Below are 21,342 nucleotides of genomic sequence, written 5' to 3'. Positions count from 1 at the left end.
TTAACCCTCATTGTTCACAGCGTTACCGGTCTCTTTTTCCTGAGAGGCCTGGTGCTCACGCTGCAGTGCGTCTAACGCAGATGAATTTTTTACGGAAGAGCGATCGATGGTTTCGGCAACTTTCATCGCCAGATTGCCATCGATCTGTCCCATATTGACTCGGAACATGGGGACGTTATTGGCCGTCACCACATGGTGCTCCGGCATTTCAATCGGAATGATATCGCCGGGTTTCATATCTTTGATGTCTCTGAGGGTAATTTCCCGCCTAACCAGTTCACACTCAAGGTCAACGGTGGCATCCATAATATCGTTGCGTAAGGCATGCACCCAGCGATCATCACGCTCATCGGTATCGCTCTGTAAACCGGCATCCAGCATTTCCCTGATCGGTTCAATCATGGAATAGGGAATGGTGATATGCAGCTCACCACCGCCACCATCCAGTTCGATATGAAAGGTACTGACAACCACCACTTCGCTTGGGCTGACAATATTGGCCATGGATGGGTTTACTTCGGAATTAATAAACTCAAAGTCAATTGGCATGACCGCACGCCAGGCCTCGGTCAAATCAACAAATGCCTGCTCCAAGACCATCTGTACCACCCGCAGTTCTGTGGGGGTAAATTCCCGGCCTTCAATTTTGGCATGACGGCCGTCACCACCAAAGAAATTATCCACCAGTTTGAACACCAGTTTGGCGTCAAGAATGATCAGAGCCGTACCACGCAATGGTCGGAACTTGACCATATTGAGGCTGGTTGGAACATAGAGCGTGTGTACGTATTCACCAAATTTCTGAATCTGGATGCCACCCGCAGATACATCGGCCGAGCGACGCAGCAAATTGAACATGCTAATCCGGGTATAACGGGCAAAACGCTCGTTGATCATCTCCAGCGTTGGCATCCGACCACGGACGATACGATCCTGACTGGTTAAGTCATAGGCCTTGACCCCACCAGGGTCGGAGTCCGATTCGGTTTCTATATCGCCGTCATCGACGCCGTGCAACAGGGCATCAATTTCGTCTTGTGAGAGTAAGTCCTGCACCGTTTATTCCCAATTCAATTGGCTATTATTCGTTTCGGTAAGCAACCGGGTTACTGCATGACAAAGTTGGTAAACAAAACCTGTTCAACACCCTTCTTGCCTATTTCCTGCTCCAGCAGTCGTTGCACCTCTTCCAACGCCAATTGGCGCAACAGCTCTTTACCTTCAGCGGTTTGCAACTCGGTGTAGTCCTGACCACTGAACAGCATCAACAAACCGTGTTGCAACATGGTGCTGTGCTCTTCAATGGCGGCAACTACGTCATTTTCCCTGACCATCAGACTGACATCGGCCTGAAGATAGCGCTGCTTACCCCGGGCATTAAAGTTCACAATAATGGTGGGCTTGAGAGGGTAATAAATCGCCGGCAGCTGCTTTGTCGCTTCAGCAGCTTCTGCTTCGGCGGCGGCCTGATCTGCAGCCATTTGCTCTGCGGATGGCGCATCACCACCCATAAACTTCAAAGCGACCAGAGTGTCGCCAACGGACAATCCAACCAGCAACAAGCCTATAACAATCAACATGATGAGCTTTTTCTTGCCGCCTGATTGTCCTTCCTGCTCTGGTGCGTTTTCTTCTGCCATGTCAAAAGTCCGTCGATATCGTCTAAGAGGAAAAGTCAGCAAGAGCTATGCCAGCCTGCACAAACAGACAAGATGGCCTCTCACTAATCAATAAAGAGAACTGATTAAAGCACGACAATAGGAGAATTCAAAGATTGCTCTGGCTTGCAGCAAGCTTCACGTACAAGGCGAGATCAAATCGATTATTTAGCTACCAGAGAAGCTCTGTATAACTGTGCCTGTAACATGGCTTAGCAATGACAACCCTCAAACAAAATGATCGACCAAACTGTTGGAAACCCGCGCAGTTACAGTCACCTCTTGCGCCTCTTCCGCATCAAAATCAGACTGGCCGGCGCCTGAATTTCCGTTAGAGCCGCCCTCTCCAGACTCTTGTGAAAAGGCCTCACCGGAAACATCCACATCAACCTGAGTCATGCCCTCTTGCTGGAGCATATCCCGCAAGCGAAATGCGGTTTGATCTAAAGCCTCGCGTACCTGGGCATGATGACTGGCAAACGCCACACTGGCCTGATCCTGATTCACTGTCACGCGAACCTGTAATGGCCCAAGTTCCGGGGGATCCAACTGAATTTCAGCAGATTTGATGTTCTGGGACGCCATAAAGGCAACTCTCTCAGAGATTACTGCCTGCCATTTAGGCTGGCCAATGCCGGCTTTCACCTGTGCTTGTAATGCATTAGCGGGATTGGTGTTGGTTAAAACCGAAGCCGGTTGCGACTGGGATGTGCCGCGGGATACGGCAGCCGCCAATGCAGATATAGCTGTGGTATTTGCCCTTACTGCCGGCATTTCAGAGCGAGCCGCCAGCTCTTTCAGGGCTTGCTCGGTACTGACAACAGGCTGCCCTCCCAACTGATTAGCCAATTGGCTTAACTGCCTGACCGCTGCGGACTTGGTTTCCGGTTGAATGGCAGCACTGCTCTCTTTCTTGCCGCCTTTGAGAGCCAGCTCCACAAAGGCCGACTCACCGGATTGATTCAACTGCCCCTCTTCTGAGGCAACGAGATTCAAAGGTTTACCTGCAGCATTGACCCGATAGGGCTTTAATTCATCGGGCACAGATTGTTGAGAGAGGGGGCTTAACGCATCCGCCTTGATGGTTTCAGCTCTCGCTAAAGGCGCTTGAGTCGCTGTAACGGCAACCACCTCTTCAGCCATCGTCTTGTCAGCTTCTAAAACCTCGCTGGAGGGATCAGCCTCTGAGTCAATAACTGAAGCTTCTCCTTCAGCGGGCACTGACGATGATTCCTCTGATTCTGCTACCAGTGCCAAATCCACCACCAAATCCTCAGTGCCAGATTCTTGGGTTTCTGAACTTACCGGTTCATCGCTGTCGGCGCTTTGGGGCTGACTCTGCTCTTGGGTGTCATCCTCTGGGGCACGATCAGCGTCGTTATCGGCAACAGTTTGCCGCTCAGCTTGAGGCGCATCGTCAGGCTTTGGGCTATCCGCTCTGGTCGCAGAATGCTCCTGATCAGCTGGTTTCTGGGTTTGCGAATCCCGCGAGTCCGACGGCTTATCCTGACGCTCCGGCTCCCTCCGAGGCTTGGCAACTTCCGGTCTATCCTGCTCAGACAGGATACGCCCAAAGGAATCCTGATCATCCGGGGCACTGCTGCGTGTCGTATCTTTTCTGGGTTCTGCAGCCGTATCCAGACTCAACAGCGTATTCACAGCAAGATTGGGGGAATAACTATTCATTGCAGCTCTCACACATCCACAGGTTTAGCGGCAACCCACTGCCGCTTTGCTTTAATTCCTGACCGAAATCGGTCTTTCCTGTGAAAATGCAAGCACAGTGCCAAAAGACATAACCGGCACCAACAAAACTAAAGTAAGGCGTTGAGAGCAGATCTGACCCTGCCAAACTCCGCCTCAATGGCATTAATGATGTCGCCGGCTTCCTGTAATTGTGATTGATTTGCCAGAGACTCAAGGCGTGAACAGATCTCCGTCATCCCAGCTGCCCCGACATTGCCGCTGCTGCCTTTTAAACTGTGAGCATTGCGCCTGAGTTCATCGGCATTATTCGCGTCAAGCTGTTCTCGCAGTTGGGGAATGCGTGTCAGAGCATCATCGATAAAGGTCTGCAAAAGCAGGGGGAAATCATCCTCCATCACCTCTTTCAGCATTTCCAGAGTTTCCGTATCAACAACATCGCCCATTGGTGATTTCCTAATTCAAACCCAATCATTAAAGAGAAGCAGTCTGAGCAAGGCCGGTTATTGCTGCCAGGAAAAAACAGCCTCTACTCGAGAACCATTATTACTATAGCGCAAAGTCTCACAAAGGCTTTTCACCAATGGAATCCCGCGACCGCTGTGCTCAAACATCTGGGTATCAAGATCCACGTTTTCATCTCTGGAAAACCCCTGACCGGTATCCTGCACCACAATGATAAGGCGGCCACCATTGGCACTGGTCTGGTGTGACAACTGGAACGAAATCCCCCCATCCTGCAACTTCGATAAACGCTCTTCACGCTCTGTATAGTAGCGGGTGAACCCCTCTGCCGTTGACTTCCAAGCGGAATCCAGTTGTAACAAACCGTGCTCAAGGGTATTGGAATAGAGCTCAGCCATTATGGTGTAAAGCTCACCGCTATAGCGTCGTAGACCAGGCACCTCCACCAGAATATTTAACAACAGAGGCAAGGGGTCAAAAATTTTGCAGGTCGAGGGTTTCAATTCCAGATCCAGAGACCACTCAATCAAACCTGCCGTGCTGTTGTGCTTGGTAAACTCCTGCTCCTGAGCTTCAAGGCTGTCTGCTGGGACCATCTCCAGCTCGATCATTGAAATATCATCGTCCCGCTCATCCGTACCGATATAGGCTTGGACATCTTTCAGCACTTCGTCAAACACCTCCGCAGGCAGCTGATTGCCCTCAAAAACCGCTTTCAGGCGATCCTCACCGTACATCCCCCCCTCAGGTCCACGGGACTCTATAATACCGTCAGACCACATATAAAAGCGGTCACCATGATTCATGGGAAAGGTCTGATAATCGTCACGAAACTCCTTGTCATCCAGAACACCCAAGGGTAGATGAGTGGAAGAAACCGCATCCACCTGACCGCTGTCTTTGCGATAGATATAGCAGTCAGGCAAACCGCCATTCCACACCTTGATCTGACGTCCTGAGAAATCCATATCCACGATGGTCGCGCAACAGAACACCCCTATTGGCAAGATCTGTTTCAGCTTTTGATTGATTTCCCGCAGGATATCAATCATCGAGAAACCCTTTTGCACCATGCCATAAAAAATCGAGGCCAGTGGCATAGCGCCGATTGCCGCCGGTAATCCGTGCCCGGTAAAGTCCCCCAGTAACACCAGCATATTGCCTGAGGGGCGCATCGCCGCAACAATAATGTCACCATTGAAAACCGCCAGAGGCGACAACAGATAATTGACGTTACTGGCCCCCAGACAGCCGGTATGGGCGATGTTGTCAAACACATGTTTGGCCACTGCCTGCTCTTTGAGCAATTGACTGTTGTGCAGGGCGATCTGATCACGCTGTTCCTGCATGGTGATATTCATTTCCCGCATACGGGAAAAGGCTTTGATTTTAGCCTGCAAGATAACCCGGTTATAGGGTTTGGAGAGAAAATCATCGCCGCCAGCATCCAGGCATTTCACCAAAGATTCGGTGTCATTGAGAGAGGTCAGAAAAATGATAGGGACCAGCTCTTCGCCCGCAAGGGCTTTGATTTGTCTGGCGGCGCCAAACCCGTCGAGGATCGGCATCAGGGCGTCCATCAGGACAATATCCGGGCGCTCTTGCTCGTAGGCGTTAACCGCCTCGACGCCATTACAGACACTGACCACCTGATGCCCTTCTCGTTTGACGATGGACTCCAGAATCATCCGGTCGGTATCGGTGTCGTCGGCGATCAGTACCTTGAGAGAGCTGGATTCAGACATGGTTAGGCACCCCGGACAAAATCAACAAAGGGGCTAGACAAGGACCATAAGCAATAGCTGCTGTCATCTCTCGGCCCCTGTAAAAACGATCTACTGAATACTGAATAACTGCTCGAAATTAGAGATGGTCAGAATTTTCTTCACATCGGGACTGCAATTAACAATCTCAATATGAGACGAATTACCACCGGCATGGTCTCTCAGCAGCAGCAACATACCCAGTGCCGAACTGTCCAGATAGGTGGTCTCATTCATATCGACTTTGAAGAGTGAGGGCTGCGCTTCTACAGACTCATAGCTGTTGCGAAAGTCCTGATGCGCACTGAAATCAAAACGACCATGGATCGAAATGGTTAACTCTTTGCCATCTTTCGATACATGAGATTGAATTCCCATAAACTGCCTCTTTTATAAATCCATTGTTTTTATTGTCAAACGTCCGGAAGCGTCCTCGAATCCGGATACTGCCTAAAAAGCTTACACCGATTATTGAACGTCAAATAGGCCCTGTCAAACTCACTATTTACTGTAGCCTTGTTGGATGATTTCTCTGGCAATCTTATTCAGCGGCAGCACCTTGCTGGCAGCGCCTAATTTCACTACTGCACCTGGCATACCCCAGACCACGCTGGTTTTTTCATCCTGGGCGGTGGTAAAACAGCCCGCCTGATTCATCCTCAGCATGGCTTCGGCGCCATCAGCTCCCATACCAGTCAACATCACACCCATGGCATTCTTGCCCGCCACTTCAGTTACCGAGTCAAATAACACCTCGACCGAAGGCTTGTGGCGGTTTACCGGATCGCTGTCCAGCAGCTTACAGACATAACCGTATGAGGAGCGGGCCAGCAGCAAATGCTTGTCACCCGGCGCCAGATAGGCACAGCCAGCCCTTACAGGTTGCTGATCTTCTGCTTCAAATACCTTTATCTCGCAATTATTGTCCAGACGTTCGGCAAATGACGTGCTGAATGCCGCTGGAATATGCTGGGTAATCAGTATCGGTGGTGACTGCTTGGGTAAAACCCTCAAGACATCCTTGATGGCCTCGGTACCGCCGGTGGAGGCCCCAATGGCACAGACAAAATTTGCCCGAATATTGCCATCAGCCTTGGCGACAGGAGTCTGCTCCAACCAATCACTGTCGCGCCCGGACAAGTTGGCTGAAGCCGCGGCCCGCACTTTACTGACAATGGTGGCACGGTAATCGGTCAGTGAAGCGCCACTCTCGCCTTTGGGTTTGGGCAGAAAATCGACCGCCCCAAGTTCCAGAGCCTCGAGTGTAGCTGGAGCACCGGCATGGGTCAGGGTGGAGATCATCACCACGGGCATAGGTCGCAACCGCATCAGATTTCCCAGAAATGTAATGCCATTCATCTTTGGCATTTCAATATCTAGGGTCAGTACATCCGGATTCAGTCGCTTGATCATTTCCCTGGCTTCGTAAGGATCTTGAGCGGCTCCAACCACTTCAATGCCGTTCTCGGATTGAAGGATTTCAGTCAACAGGGTCCTTACCAGAGCGGAATCATCCACAATAAGAACTTTGATGGTCTTGGCACTACTCATACAGTCATTTATCCCTATCACTTAGCGCTGGATTTATAGTCATTCAGGCTCGAAGCCAAATCTAGTTATAGCAGCCTCGCGGCCATGACGCCGCGATACAAATCAATAAATCAGAAAAGTTCGACATCACCCGCTGCAGGCTTGCTGGTAATGGATTGAATGTACTCTTTCTCACGACGCTCAACCGTATCATTACGCTGGGTTTTCAGTTTTCGCATCTTCACCGAACCCGTATCAGGAAAATAAAGGACCTTGCGTGGGAACGGGCCGCCGACGTCCTGAGCAGTAATCGTCAACCCCTCCTGCTCCAGATAACTGCGTGCAAACTCGATATTTCGGGCGCCCACATCGGACATATTGGCCAGAACCGCACCACCGCCAAACAACTTGACCTCCATGTCGGATTTCTTGCCACCCTGTTTGATGATTGCGTTAATCAGATATTCCATGGCCCAGTTGCCATAGCGTGAAGACGCTCCTGTTACCGAATCGGTTTCCCAGCTGCCTTTACCATCAGCCGATTCCGGCAACATAAAATGATTCATACCACCAATACCCAAGCGCTTATCCCTGATACAGGCAGAAATACAGGAACCGAGTACCGTAGAGATCATCTCACCCTGAGCGCTGATATAAAATTGACCTGGTAATATCTTGGCGGCAGGCACTTTTTGCTGCCTGTCCCAATAGCGGTTAACGTGCTCAAATCCCGGCAAAGGCTTTGGCAGTGGATGTTGGTTATTCACAAAACTCCTCAACTACTCAGAATGGAGAAGATTATCTGATTTTCTGGTAAATCGTGCGACCCACCGATTTAAATCGATCAGATACCTTGTGCAGATTTTCCGAATGACCAATAAAAAGGTAGCCCCCGGGGGCCAGAATATTGGCATAGCGATCAAACAGGGTTCTCTGGGTTTCCTTGTCAAAATAGATCACAACGTTTCGACAGAAAACCACATCAAACGGGCCTTTCATAGGCCAGTCATGTAGCAAATTCAGCTGCTTGAAAGTAATTAAATCCTGCAGTTCGGTCTTCATTCTCACGCTCTTGGCATCAGCTGCTTTAAGCAGCCAGCGTTTTTTACGCGAGTCCCCAATACCATCAGTTCTGTCAAGATTATAGACACCGGCTTTACCATGAGCCACAACATTACTGTCTAGATCTGTGGCCAGCAATTTAATATCCCATGAACTGATGGGCATTTTTTCCTTGAGGCACATGGCTATGGAATAAGGCTCTTCACCGGTAGAGCATCCCGCTGACCAGAAACGCACCCGATGTGTCGATGCATTTTTCCTTAAGAGTTCAGGAAAGACGGTTTCCTGCAGAAAGTCGAAATGATGACCTTCACGGAAGAACGAGGTCAGATTGGTGGTAATAGCGTTAATAAACTCGGTGGTTTCGCCGCTATTAGCTTGCGCCAACAGGGCACAATATTGATCAAAACTGTTTAGGCCATTGGCGCGAATACGGCGAGCCAAGCGGCTGTATATCATGTTTTTTTTCTGGTCAGTGAGATTAATACCCGTGATTTCATAAGCGATACGCTTAATCTCATCAAAGTTTTTATTGCTCATGGGGAATTCTTTCGCCATGTGCATTTCTTCAGAGTCTCTAACCATAATCAACTGTAATCGATATTCAGTACATCAGATGCTGACCATACTGAATACCACTCAGAATTCTTCCCATTCATCGTCTGTTGCTTCAGGGCGTCTGCCTGTCGATGAACCAGTTGTTACCGGACTGGTATTCACATAACTCCCAATCACAGTAGCTGGTGAACGATCAGACGCCATTGATCCGCTTACCACAAAAAAGTCCATCATTGCGCTCATACTGCGGGCCTGCTCAGCCATGGCTTCACCCGCCGCAGAGGCCTCCTCCACCAGTGCGGCATTTTGCTGAGTCATATCGTCCATTTGCGATACCGCGGTATTGACCTGATCAATACCTGAAGATTGCTCCTGGGCGGCCTCGCTGATCTCTTTCATCATGGCGCTCACCTGCTCTACCGCAGATACGATATCCTTGAGAGTCGCCCCCGATTCATTGACCAGCTCTGACCCATCCGTAATTTTTGCCACGGAATCTCGAATCAGCTCTTTGATCTCTTTGGCAGCCGCTGCCGAGCGCTGTGCCAGATTCCGCACTTCACCGGCCACTACCGCAAAACCACGCCCCTGTTCACCCGCTCGGGCTGCCTCAACCGCCGCATTCAAAGCCAGAAGATTGGTCTGGAAAGCAATCTCATCAATGACGCCAATGATGTCGGAAATCTTCTTGCTGGAATCATTGATTTCGTCCATGGCGCTGACCGCACGACCCACAACATCGCCGCCCTCGACGGCTTTGCTCTGAGCACTTTGCGACAACTGGTTGGCCTGCTGGGCATTTTCTGAGCTCTGGCGAACCGTAGAAGTCATTTCCTCCATGCTGGAGGCGGTTTCCTCGAGTGAGGATGCCTGCTCTTCCGTGCGCTGACTTAAATCTGCATTACCCTGAGCAATTTCATTGGCTGCCGAAGTGATAGCCTCTGCTGAACTGCGAATATTCCCTATCACCTCGGTCAACTTATTGGCCGTTGTATTGGTATCGTCTTTGAGCTGACCAAAAGCTCCTTGATAATCGCGGGTAATCCGCTCGGTCAAATCCCCTTTGGCCATGGCACCCAGCATTCGAATCACATCGTTCAGAGCAACATCAACGGTACTCACCAAAGTATTCAAACCATGACTCAGGTTGGCAAAAAAGCCCTCCTTGCCTGCCATATTGATTTGCTTGGAAAAATCACCTGCGGCCGCCGCATCAACTACAGCATCAATCTCATTTTCAATGGCAACTTCATTGGTACGATCATTCCACTCGACCACGGTACCAATGCGTTTTCCCTCAACATTAACCGGGTTGGCTACCAGTGAAAAGGTTCGACCACCCACATTGATTTGAGCCCTGTGAGTGCCTTGCAGGCGTTCAAGCATATGGCGTTGATGAGATGGATTTTTATGGAATACATCAATGTTGGAACCAATCAGTTTTGCAGTATCAAAATTCGGCAAATCTTTGCGAATATCCGCCTGAGCATTGGCCATCATCTCAATGATTGCTTCGTTCATATAAATGATGTCGAATTGATCATTGGCGATCATCACGTTGTTACTGACGGCATCCAGAGCCTGTTTTACTCTGGCATTTTCATTGGCAATGCGACGCTCTTCGGATTCTCTGGCCAAACGCTCAGTCTGATCATCCCATTCCACCACAGTCCCAATTCGCTCCCCTTCAACAATCACGGGATTGGCCACGAGGGCAAAGGTGCGCCCACCCACATTGATCTGAGCCCTGTGGGTACCTTGCAGACGCTCGAGCATATGGCGCTGATGAGCCGGATTTTTATGGAATACATCGATATTGGAACCCAACAGCTTTGCGGTATCAAAGTTGGGCAGGTCTTTGCGAATATCCGCCTGAGCATTACCCATCATCTCGCCAATGGCTTCATTCATATAGATGATGTCGTAGTTCTCATCGGCAATCATGACATTGGTGGTTACCGCATCCAGAGCTTGAGTGATCCGTTCCATTCGAGCCGCTGCTTCCGCCATTTTCTGATTGCGATCTTTCAACAGTTGCTGCATATCATCAATAGATTTGGCGATACTGCCAATTTCATCATCTCCACTGATAGGGATAATGTTATCAAGATTGCCATTACCGATGGATGCCAGTGCATCCTGACAACGAGCCAGAGGCATTCGGATACCCGTAATTACCACCAGCATCACAAAAATTACAGCGGCGACAAACACTAATGTGATCGCCAAAACAAACCAGAAATTCCCACGTAAATTGCTGACTCTCTGATCCAGTAGCGATTGCAAGTTGGCATTGACTACCTGAGCCAGATCAAACATTTCGTCTATGGCCTGAGTACCCAGCGAAAAATATTCAGAGGAGGTTAACGTCGTGCTCTGCGTGTTCACCAGTACGTTCAACTCTCGTTCAAAACCACTGATGGCTTTGATCGCATCATCGGCATTAAGCTTGGATCTCAAGCTGCTATTGGCAGCATAGGCAGAATCTAATGAAGAATTTAATCCCTTCACATCAATCTGTCCCAGTAACAGGGCCAGCGGAAAAACGCGGCTCTGCTGAAGATCACCAGAAGCAATAACGCCAGCGCCTTTACCCCGAGCCACTCCCATGGCCTCAATCAGCTTATGCAGACGAAAGCTGATAATTTCCATCAGATAAAAACTGTCGAGCTCGGGATCCAGTGTTAAGTTACTCAGATCAGCAACCTGAATAATGGTTTGCTGCAGGTCTTCTACAATTTCAGTGTGGGACTTGAATACACCACCAGCCGGACCATTAAAGGCTCGCTGTTCGAGAGATTGCCAATCAGATTTAATGTTTTCGACCTTGCTCGCAATCTCCATCTGATCGCCATACTCACTGATAGCTTTATCAATGTCTGCGAAACCTGCAGCCACTTTTGGCCTCGCCGCCAGCGCTTTCGATCTCGCCTGAGCGTTGCCATTGAGGTACGCATTGGTTGTTCCTCGGTGAACCTGAATATAGCGAATCGTGTTGTACAGCGGCAACAGATACTCTGTACCCAAACGTTCTTTGGAACTGAACTCAATGGTATCAAGACTGGCCTTGATAACCTGATACATAAGGAAAATGACCAGAACAAACGCCATTGACGCAGCGACAAGAAACTTAATCCCTACGTTATAGTTACGTAGAAAATTGACGCGTTCAAAGAAATTCGTGTAGGAACTGTTACTGTTCATAGTCACACCTTTTTCATACCTTCAATACCGACAGCCCGTTTGTGTTAGCCATTAGTAATCTTAGACCGACAGATAGAAGCCTCTCGGGCCATCGAATCCGCTTAAAACTCTTCCCACTCATCATCCATACTGCTTGTGGTACTGCCGGAAGAATAACCCGCCGGAGATTGATAGGAGTGAATATCATCGCCAGCCGGAGCCGCAGCAACCGACGCGGCGGAGACCGCTCCATGACCACTGACAACAAAGAAGTCCATCATGCTACTCATATTCCGTGCCTGCTCAGCCATGGCTTCACCGGCCGCAGACGCCTCTTCTACCAGCGCCGCATTTTGCTGAGTCATATCATCCATCTGTGACACCGCGGTATTAACCTGATCGATACCAGAGGACTGTTCCTGGGCGGCCTCACTGATTTCGCGCATCATGGTGCTCACCTGCTCTACCGCAGAAACAATATCGGTCAGGGTCTCACCGGACTCATTAACTAACTGTGAGCCATCTGCTATTTTGGAGACCGAATCACGAATCAACTCTTTAATTTCTTTTGCCGCAGCGGCTGAACGCTGAGCCAGATTTCGAACTTCACCCGCCACAACAGCAAAACCCCGCCCCTGCTCACCGGCACGGGCAGCCTCAACTGCAGCATTCAATGCCAAAAGGTTGGTTTGGAAAGCAATCTCATCAATTACGCCAATAATATCGGAGATCTTTTTACTGGAATCATTGATTTCATCCATCGCACTGACAGCGCGACTGACCACTTCGCCACCTTCTACCGCTTTATCCTGAGCGGCTTGAGACAAGCTGTTAGCCTGCTGGGCATTTTCAGAGCTCTGGCGTACCGTCGAAGTCATCTCTTCCATGCTTGATGCCGTCTCTTCAAGAGAAGAAGCCTGCTCTTCGGTGCGTTGACTCAGATCGGCATTGCCTTGAGCTATTTCGTTGGCAGCGGAGGTAATGGCCTGTGCCGAGCTGCGGATATTGCCAATCACCTCAGTCAGTTTATCGGCTGTGGTGTTTGAATCATCTTTTAACTGACCAAAAGAACCTTGATAATCACGAGTAATTCTCTCGGTCAAATCACCTTTGGCCATAGCACCCAGCATGCGCAGCACATCATTCAATGCCACTTCTACCGTGCTCACTAACGTATTCAAACCGTGACTGAGGTTGGCGAAGAAGCCCTCTTTGCCAGCCATACTGATTTGTTTGGAGAAATCACCGGCAGAGGCGGCATCAACTACCGCATCAATTTCCTGCTCAATTGCCACTTCATCGGTGCGATCCTTCCATTCGACCACAGTACCAATACGCTCACCGTCCACCGTAATCGGATTAGCCACTAAGGCGAAGCTCCGACCCCCCACAGTAATCTGAGCCCGATGAGTGCCCTGTAAACGCTCAAGCATGTGACGCTGATGGGCAGGATTCTTATGGAATACATCGATGTTTGAGCCAATCAATTTGCCGGTATCAAAGTTCGGCAGATCCTTGCGGATATCCGACTGGGCATTAGCCATCATATCGACAATGGCCCCGTTCATATAAATGATGTCGAATTTGTCATCGGCGATCATGACATTGGTAGTCACGGCATCAAGGGCCTGTTTAACCCGGGCATTTTCATTGGCCACACGTGTTTCTTCTGCCTTCTTGGCCAGTTCTTCAGTCTGGTCATACCACTCGATCACAGTACCAATACGAACGCCGGCAGCATTCTTCCAGGGGGTTGCGGTCAACTTGAAGCTCAAGCCTTCAACATTGATGTCGGTTACGTAAGGCTGGGTCAAATTGGCAATAATATTTCGTTGATGTCCCGGGCTGACATGAAAACCATCTACATTGGTACCAATCAGGGTGTCAACACGAAAACTGGGCAATGCTTTCTGTAAAGTCGCTTCGCGGTGGCGCAACATGGTTTCCACCTGCTCATTCATATAGACAATCGTCATATTGTTGTCAGCCAGCATGACATTGGCCTGACAAAGTTTGAGCGCGCTTGATACATCTGCCTGTTTTTTTTGCTCGGTTATGTCCTGAGCAAATTTAACCACTTTATAGGGCTTGCCCGTGGAATCGCAGATAGGGTTGTACGAGGCCTTAATCCAAATTTCACGCCCACCCTTGGCAAGACGCTTATACTCGGCAACATCGCCACGCCCTTGATTCAACATTGCCCAGAATTGTTGGTATTCTGCAGACGTAGCGTAATCAGGCTCCACAAACATTTTGTGGTGCTGCCCCTGAACCTCAGGCAGGGTATAGCCCATCGCCCCAAGAAAATTGTTATTGGCAGTAAGAATGGTGCCATCCAAATTGAACTCAATGACCGCTTGGGTGTTATCGATAGCAGCCATCATCTCTTTCAATTCATGAATTCTTACACTGCTTAATCCCGAATCATTACCGCCAAACAGATTTTGTAAAACGCCCATAATTTCCTCTCTCCAAACCCCAGATTGACAGCAGATTCTAGTTAATTGTTTTTATTGCCGATGACACCGAAGACAAATCCGGCATATCGTCGAGATTTAACAACTTATCGAGTTCCAGCAAAATCACCATTCGGTCATTCACATTCACCAATCCCTTGATAAAAGCAGTATCGATTGAGTCACCCAGATCCGGCGCTGCTCGCATATCTTCTACTGAAAGGTTGTAAACGTCGGACACTGCATCAACCACAATGCCCATAACCCGGCTGCCATTTTCTGACTGGACTTTCAGAACAATAACAACCGTTACCGGGCTGTACTCAATGGCATCCAGACCAAAGCATTGGCGCAGGTCAATAATGGGAACAATGGTACCGCGAAGATTAATCACACCTTTGATATTAGGTGGCGCGTTCGGGATCGGAGTGGCAGATTCCCACCCACGAATTTCCTGTACACAGAGAATGTCTACACCGTATTCTTCCCCCGCCATAAAGAAGGTCAGGTACTGATTGCCATCATCAACCGCTGAGGTACCAGCCTCTGAGGCCAATCCTTCCGTCGATTGTATTTCAGGGTTCAATGTCACTGTATTCTCCTTCTATCAGGCAGTCAGGCCATGTGCTGAACACTTTGATGAGAGCCGGCTAAATTCATCACGCGGGATCTCATTTGATGATTGATACCGGCAAGTTTCACCAGACCGGGAATATCGAGAATCAGAGCCACAGTACCGTCACCCAAAATAGTGGCACCGGAGATCCCCTCAACACGTCGATAGTTTTGCTCCAAACTTTTGATTACAACCTGCTGTTGTGCTTCTAATTCGTCAACCACAATGCCGACTTTTTCACCGTCGCATTCGACGACCACCAGCAGCGAATCATCCACCATCTGGTTATCCGGTTCGATACCAAAGATCTCAAACAATCGGATAACCGGCACATATTCATCCCGCAGTTTGAAGACATCGCAGCTGCCAGCCACATTACTCATCATGTCCTGATGGTTCTGCATGGATTCCACCACGGACACTAACGGGAAGATGTAGGTATGAGTTCCCACTCTGACCAACTGGCCATCCAGAATGGCCAGAGTCAGGGGCAGACGGATGGTAATACGTGAGCCCTGCCCCTCTTTGGAAGTAATTTCGACAGAGCCATTCAATTCTTGAATATTACGTCGGACAACGTCCATACCGACCCCTCGACCGGATACGTCGCTGACTTCCTTGGCGGTAGAAAAGCCCGGCTGGAAAATCAGATCGTGGACCTGATCGTCGCTCATAGCCGCAGCATCGCTCTCGGCAACCAAGCCATTTTCTATGGCCTTGCTCAGTAATTTTTCACGGTTAAGCCCTTTACCATCATCAGTAATTTCGATGACCACATTGCCACCCTGATGATAGGCATTGAGAACGATCTCACCGGTTTCACTTTTACCTGCAGCCAACCGCTCTTGCGGAGATTCAATGCCGTGATCGACGGAGTTGCGCACCAGATGCACCAGTGGATCGCCAATTTTTTCCATCACGGTTTTATCAAGTTCAGTTTGCTCACCCACCAAAACCAAATCGATATTCTTATTCAGACGGCGACTTAAGTCGCGAACCATTCTGGGAAAACGATTAAAGGCAAAGCTGATTGGCAGCATGCGAATGCGCATGACACTTTCCTGCAGCTCGCGAGTATTCTGCTCAAGCTGGCTCAATCCTTCCAGCAACTTGGGCATATGGCTCATTTCAAAGTCGGTACCCAATTGTCCCAACATGGATTGAGTAATAACCAACTCGCCAACCATATTGATCAGGCTGTCGATCTTGTCGATACCAACCCGAATAGAGGAAGATTCCGTGGAGGCCTTTTTCGCTGCTGGTTTGGCTGGAGTCGGTGCCTGAACCGGTTTTGGATCTGCTGGAGGCTTCACCTCGACAGGCTGCGATTGAATTTCTGTGGGTTCTGGAACTTCAGCCACAACAGGTTCTTCTGGCGGCTGGTTAACAGGGGCTTCAGTTTCGACAGCTGATGCATCAACAGTTTGCTGTTCGACCTCAGACTCTCCGGCCTGAATCAGAATATCGGATTCGTCTGCAACCCATTCAAAAGCTTCGTCAATTTGCTCCCGGGTGGCCGCCTCCGATAACTGTAAAGACCAGGACAGGTAGCAGGCTTCACTGTCAAGTTGCGACCAGGCGGGTACATTACTGACATCCACCTCAGCACGAATCTGACCGGCATCTGCCAGTTCCCGAAAAATCCTCAGAGGTTCGTTACCGGTGCGCAGAATGTCGGCATTGGGTTTGAATTGGATACACCAGTCATTGCCAGCTGCAGCTGAACTCTGACCCTGTGAATCGCTAGCCGCGCCCTCAGAGATAACAATCTCGGATTCATCCGCCACCCACTCAAATACCTCTTCGATATCCGCTCGAGAGGCATTACCTGTGCAGCTAATTTGCCACCCCAGATAGCAGGCTTCAGGCTCCATTTGTGGGAAAGCAGGAACACCATCGACCAAGGCCTGAACTTTAACCTCACCCAAATCGGACAGCTCGCGAAACATTCGCAGAGGTTCGTTACCGGTACGCAATACATCGCGATAGGGAATAAAACGAATATTCCAGACCGTTGTATCGTCGTCAGTACTTGCAGGCTCAGCCAACACCATTTCAGACTCTGCCGCCGTATCAGGAGTATCAGCGGGAGCCGGTGTTTCACCATTTAAAATGGCTTCAAAAGCAGTCTTCAAGGTTTCGGATTGTTGACTGTCAGGCTCTTCCTCCGCCTGCAGCGCAGTCAGCAATTCCCTCAGGCAATCCACCGACTGCAAAAACAAATCAACATCATCCTGGCTGATACCCCGATTTCCGGCCCTGACTTCATCGAGCAAGGTTTCAAGCACATGGGTAAATTCAGCAACAATGGAGAAACCGAAAGTAGCACTGCCCCCTTTGATGGAGTGGGCCGCACGAAAAATGGTATTGATGGTTTCTGAATCAATATCAGAAGGATCCAGCTCCATAAGAGCCGTTTCCATAGCATCGAGCCCTTCGAAGCTCTCCTCAAAGAAAACCTGATGAAATTGCGAAAGGTCGATACTCATGGTTTGGCCATCCTTTGGTCTTACAGTACCTTTTTGATGGTATTGAGCAATTGGTCAGGATTGAACGGCTTAACAATCCAACCGGTAGCACCGGCAGCTTTACCCTGTGCTTTTTTTGTCGGCACCAGATTCCGTGGTCAGCATCAGCATAGGAGTAAATTTAAACGCTGGCAGCTTGCGCAATTCAGCAATCAGGGTAATACCATCCATATTGGGCATATTGACGTCGGAAATAACCAGATCCAGTGGGGTCCCCTTGGCTTTGGCAAGCGCATCGACACCGTCAACCGCTTCAATCACATCGTGCCCCGCTCCCTTCAAAGTGAAGGACACCATTTGTCTCATTGATGCGGAATCATCAACGGCAAGAATCTTAGCCATACAAGTTCTCCATTTGGCTTATCAAAAATCAATCGAGTGCTAAATGCTCTTTCAGTCCGAGGTTTTCTGCGGCATCAATCAACGCAGGTGACGTTGCAGACCAGGACATTTCGGCATTGTGAGCCTTAAGTGCCTGATGAAAAGCGTACAGAGTTTGCAATCCTGCAGTATCCGCCCTCTCTACAGATGCGCCATTCAATACCACGTCTTGGCTGCCCACAGCATGAGGATCGAGCTGCTCATGCAGTGCTTCAACCGTGGCGATGGTCAAATTTTCTGGCAGGTCTACAGAAGTCGAGTTGCCCATGAAAATCTCCTGAATACAAAAGCGAAGGCCGTTACTGTATGGAGGCTATCGGTAGCCCGGCCCGGAACTTTATAATTATTCTGAAATTACATTTAAAAAATTACATTTTTACTGCCAGAAAAGGCAGCAGGCCTTATCAGGTTCTGAGATGATCGACCCAAATGAGGCACATCTGAATAGTTTAGCCATAAATCAGAATGATTCTAGTTAGCCAGATAAGGCAATTGCTCAGAGATACATCAGGGTGAATAAAGTAAAAGCAGAAATGGTGTTTTTTTTAAAACCGCTTGAAATCAATCGAAATAAATCAGGATTTTCGCAGCAGACTCTGTGAAGAAAGTTCGTCAATTTCTTTCTGTAGTTGCTTTTCCATCAGCGCATTTTCATCGAGTCTCATTTTCTCTATCAAATCGGCAATATTGTTGCGTTTTTGATAAGCCTTTTGCCAGGCAGCCAGCGCCTCGTCACATTGCCGATGACAACTGGCAAGTTTTTGTCTCTGTGCGCCGGCCGCGTCATCCAGTTGACCAATAAACGAGCGATCGCTGATCATCTCACGCGCTGACAGCTGCTGTTTGCTATTGATTTGCTCAATATATTCTTGCTGATAATCCAGCAGTTGTTGCAGTTGCTGTTCAGCAGCATTTAACTGATCCCGATATTGCTGCAACAATTCTGCGGCACTCTGCTCTGCCTGCTCTGCTAACTGCAGAACAATGGTCATACGCTTGGATCTCAATTGAGCCATAGAATTACATCACAATTTTATTGAGACTGTTGAGCCTGAGCCTGGGCCTGTCTTTGCCCCTGTAATGCACCGCCGTTACGCGGACCGGCAGCCTTCGCTTGAGGTGCCTGCAATACAGGACGCATCAGAGCATTCATTTCCGCCTGACTCTGCTCAAATGACACAGGTTCTTTCAGGCCCTGCATCACAAATGTTCGAAAATGCGGCTGACGCTCAATCGCCATATCCACATTGGGGTCCGAACCCTTGACGTAGGCGCCGATGTTAATCAAGTCTTTGTTCTGCTGATACAGTGACTGCAGCTGTTTATAGCGCTGCATCATCTTCAGATGCTCATCGCTGACAATATTCGGCATTGCCCGACTGATTGATGCTTCGATATCAATCGCCGGATAAGTGCCCTCTTCCGCAAGACGACGCGACAGCACCACATGGCCATCCAGAATGGCGCGGGCCGCATCGGCAATCGGATCCTGCAAATCATCACCCTCGGTCAGTACGGTATAAAAAGCCGTGATCGAGCCACCACCCTCTTCACCGTTACCGGCGCGTTCAACCAGTTGTGGAATCTTGGCAAAAACCGATGGCGGATAGCCTTTGGTCGCCGGAGGCTCACCAATGGCCAGAGAAATTTCACGCTGGGCCTGTGCGTAACGGGTCAGAGAATCCATCAACAGCAGCACGTTTTTGCCCTGATCGCGAAAGTGCTCGGCAATCCGGGTTGACAGCTGTGACGCCCTCAGCCTCATCAAGGGCGCATCATCGGCCGGTGAAGCCACAACTATGGAGCGCTGCAACCCCTCGGCCCCGAGGATATGATCAATAAACTCTTTCACTTCCCGGCCACGCTCGCCAATGAGACCAACCACAACCACATCGGCTTTGGTAAATTTGGTCATCATTCCCAGCAGCATACTTTTACCCACGCCACTGCCGGCAAACAAACCGATACGCTGGCCCCGACCAACGGTCAACAGGGAATTAATAGCACGAATACCGACATCCATCGGCTCACTGATTGGGTGACGCTTCATCGGATTGATGGTGTGCGGGGTAAAATCGAGAAACTCATCGCCAGGCCATAATGGCTTGCCATCCAGTGGTTGTCCCAAGCCGTTTATGACTCGTCCCATCAGCTGGGGGCTGATATGAATCCCATTGTGAGCCCCAAGCGGGCGGACCACCGCACCGGGCTGAACCCCTTCAAAATGCTGAATGGGCATAAGGTAGACCTTGCCTGAAGCAAAACCGACAACCTCAGCTTCGATGCTGCGATTATCCGCCGTAATCACTTCACACTGTTGGCCGACCGAAACGTTTAAGCCCACCGCTTCCAGTGTCATACCCACCAGCCGCGTCAAGCGCCCCTCAGCCAACGCCTCATATTTGAACGGCCGTGTTGGGCGATATTCTTTAAGCTGATCAAACAGGCTCATTGCCCGAATCCTGATCGGTTGACTGGCTGGTATCCTGAGCCTCGGGTAGTTCCTGCTCTGTATCACTTGCGGAAAGTTTGTCCGCCACTTCAGATTCGGTCTCTACGGCTGCTTCCGGGCAATCAAACTGACTGCCATCGTCGCTACCCACTAGTTGTTTGTTTTTAAATAATTGCAACAATTCAGACAATTGCGATTCGACTGAATAATCCACCAGACTGGCTTCTGTTTTAAGCCGGCAGCCGCCCGGCAACAAATCAGCATCGCCAATAAACTGCCACTTTTCACCCTGCCGCTCGGCGTAGCTTTCAACCAGCGCCAGATCGTCAGGGTTCAAAAACAGGGTAATATTTTCGGCACCCACCGGCAGAGCTGCCAGCGCCTCTTTAACCGTGATCAGCACATGAGAAGAATCGGTGGTTAACTCCCGCTCCACCAATTGCCGGGTCAGAGCACAGGTAAAATCCACCAACATGCGCTCAATCTGGTGTTGCTGCTCCGCAATGGGCTGCATCAGGGATTGAGCAATCGCCTGTAGTTGCCCTACTTGCTCGTTGAGCTTCTGGGCCGCTTCGACCTGAGCTTTTTTCAGCCCCTCCTGATAACCTCGATCCAAGCCTTCTTTGTGGCCCGAAACCACCCCCTCGGCCTTGCCCTTGGCAAAACCCTCCTGCTCTGCAGCATCGGTGATGGCCTGCAATTCCTCGGCGGTTATGGGGGAAAAACTGACCTCTTCGGCGGTGACGTCTTCGATGATTTCCTGATGCTCTTCAACAGCTGGCTCCGCTTGCGGGGTCTCCTCAGGCTCGGTAATAGCATCCGACTGACGATCACGGGCCTCTTTTTCTGCCGTGGGCAGGACATTGCCATCACCATCAAACCCGGGCAGGCTCCAGGCTTGGTAGTCAGCGGCTTCTTCCGCCGTGATCAGAACCGGCATTTTTGAGGACATTCAATCTTTCCTAAGGCTAAAACTGCACGCCAAT

General features: G+C 49.7%; 17 protein-coding genes and 1 pseudogene. All 18 read right to left on the bottom strand.

From position 1 onward, the window contains the following. Positions 1-1,056 (bottom strand): flagellar motor switch protein FliM, encoded by a 1,056-nt coding sequence (gene fliM / locus ACPXV9_RS07205; RefSeq protein WP_423895776.1) that lies wholly within the window; start codon positions 1,054-1,056, stop codon positions 1-3. A gap of 50 nt (positions 1,057-1,106) precedes the next feature. After that, the gene (locus ACPXV9_RS07200; protein ID WP_423895775.1) at positions 1,107-1,640 is read right to left on the bottom strand and encodes a flagellar basal body-associated FliL family protein; all 534 of its coding nucleotides are present in this window, start codon (positions 1,638-1,640) and stop codon (positions 1,107-1,109) included. Positions 1,641-1,886: 246 nt separating this feature from the next. After that, the gene (locus tag ACPXV9_RS07195) at positions 1,887-3,344 is read right to left on the bottom strand and encodes a flagellar hook-length control protein FliK (RefSeq protein WP_423895774.1); all 1,458 of its coding nucleotides are present in this window, start codon (positions 3,342-3,344) and stop codon (positions 1,887-1,889) included. A gap of 128 nt (positions 3,345-3,472) precedes the next feature. Then, positions 3,473-3,808: an Hpt domain-containing protein gene (locus ACPXV9_RS07190; RefSeq protein WP_423895773.1), complete on the bottom strand. Its 336-nt coding sequence runs from the start codon at positions 3,806-3,808 to the stop codon at positions 3,473-3,475. Positions 3,809-3,865: 57 nt separating this feature from the next. Then, positions 3,866-5,572: an ATP-binding SpoIIE family protein phosphatase gene (locus ACPXV9_RS07185; RefSeq protein ID WP_423895772.1), complete on the bottom strand. Its 1,707-nt coding sequence runs from the start codon at positions 5,570-5,572 to the stop codon at positions 3,866-3,868. A gap of 90 nt (positions 5,573-5,662) precedes the next feature. Then, complete coding sequence (locus ACPXV9_RS07180; protein WP_423895771.1) at positions 5,663-5,968, bottom strand: STAS domain-containing protein; 306 nt, start codon at positions 5,966-5,968, stop codon at positions 5,663-5,665. 123 nt (positions 5,969-6,091) lie between these two features. Further along, positions 6,092-7,141 (bottom strand): protein-glutamate methylesterase/protein-glutamine glutaminase, encoded by a 1,050-nt coding sequence (locus tag ACPXV9_RS07175; protein WP_423895770.1) that lies wholly within the window; start codon positions 7,139-7,141, stop codon positions 6,092-6,094. A 110-nt stretch (positions 7,142-7,251) separates the two neighbouring features. Beyond that, a complete protein-coding gene (gene cheD, locus ACPXV9_RS07170) occupies positions 7,252-7,887 on the bottom strand; it encodes a chemoreceptor glutamine deamidase CheD (protein ID WP_423895769.1) in 636 nt (211 codons plus the stop codon). A 31-nt stretch (positions 7,888-7,918) separates the two neighbouring features. Then, positions 7,919-8,740 carry a CheR family methyltransferase gene (locus tag ACPXV9_RS07165; protein ID WP_423895768.1) on the bottom strand — a complete coding sequence of 274 codons (822 nt, stop codon included), beginning with the start codon at positions 8,738-8,740 and terminating at the stop codon, positions 7,919-7,921. A gap of 81 nt (positions 8,741-8,821) precedes the next feature. After that, entirely contained in the window at positions 8,822-11,944 is a 3,123-nt protein-coding gene (locus tag ACPXV9_RS07160) for a methyl-accepting chemotaxis protein (RefSeq protein WP_423895767.1), read from the bottom strand. A gap of 101 nt (positions 11,945-12,045) precedes the next feature. After that, positions 12,046-14,382 carry a methyl-accepting chemotaxis protein gene (locus tag ACPXV9_RS07155; protein ID WP_423895766.1) on the bottom strand — a complete coding sequence of 779 codons (2,337 nt, stop codon included), beginning with the start codon at positions 14,380-14,382 and terminating at the stop codon, positions 12,046-12,048. Positions 14,383-14,419: 37 nt separating this feature from the next. After that, positions 14,420-14,971: a chemotaxis protein CheW gene (locus ACPXV9_RS07150; RefSeq protein ID WP_423895765.1), complete on the bottom strand. Its 552-nt coding sequence runs from the start codon at positions 14,969-14,971 to the stop codon at positions 14,420-14,422. A 23-nt stretch (positions 14,972-14,994) separates the two neighbouring features. Beyond that, positions 14,995-17,484: a chemotaxis protein CheW gene (locus ACPXV9_RS07145; RefSeq protein WP_423895764.1), complete on the bottom strand. Its 2,490-nt coding sequence runs from the start codon at positions 17,482-17,484 to the stop codon at positions 14,995-14,997. A gap of 20 nt (positions 17,485-17,504) precedes the next feature. After that, positions 17,505-17,865, bottom strand: a pseudogene (locus tag ACPXV9_RS07140) (response regulator). A gap of 28 nt (positions 17,866-17,893) precedes the next feature. Then, a complete protein-coding gene (locus ACPXV9_RS07135) occupies positions 17,894-18,172 on the bottom strand; it encodes an STAS domain-containing protein (RefSeq protein WP_423895763.1) in 279 nt (92 codons plus the stop codon). A gap of 307 nt (positions 18,173-18,479) precedes the next feature. Next, positions 18,480-18,920, bottom strand: coding sequence for a flagellar export protein FliJ (gene fliJ, locus ACPXV9_RS07130; RefSeq protein ID WP_423895762.1), 441 nt, complete (start codon positions 18,918-18,920; stop codon positions 18,480-18,482). Between the two features lie 17 nt (positions 18,921-18,937). Continuing rightward, positions 18,938-20,356 carry a flagellar protein export ATPase FliI gene (fliI, locus tag ACPXV9_RS07125; protein ID WP_423895761.1) on the bottom strand — a complete coding sequence of 473 codons (1,419 nt, stop codon included), beginning with the start codon at positions 20,354-20,356 and terminating at the stop codon, positions 18,938-18,940. Further along, positions 20,343-21,308, bottom strand: a complete 966-nt coding sequence (locus ACPXV9_RS07120) for a flagellar assembly protein FliH (protein ID WP_423895760.1) — start codon at positions 21,306-21,308, stop codon at positions 20,343-20,345. The genes fliI and ACPXV9_RS07120 overlap by 14 nt, the downstream gene beginning before the upstream one ends. Positions 21,309-21,342 lie beyond the last annotated feature (34 nt).

Source organism: Candidatus Pelagadaptatus aseana, from assembly GCF_040362265.1.
GTDB classification, from domain to species: Bacteria; Pseudomonadota; Gammaproteobacteria; order Pseudomonadales; family Cellvibrionaceae; genus Pelagadaptatus; species Pelagadaptatus aseana.
The sequence above is the reverse complement of the archived record's forward strand: the minus strand, read 5'-3'. Positions and strand labels throughout refer to the sequence as shown.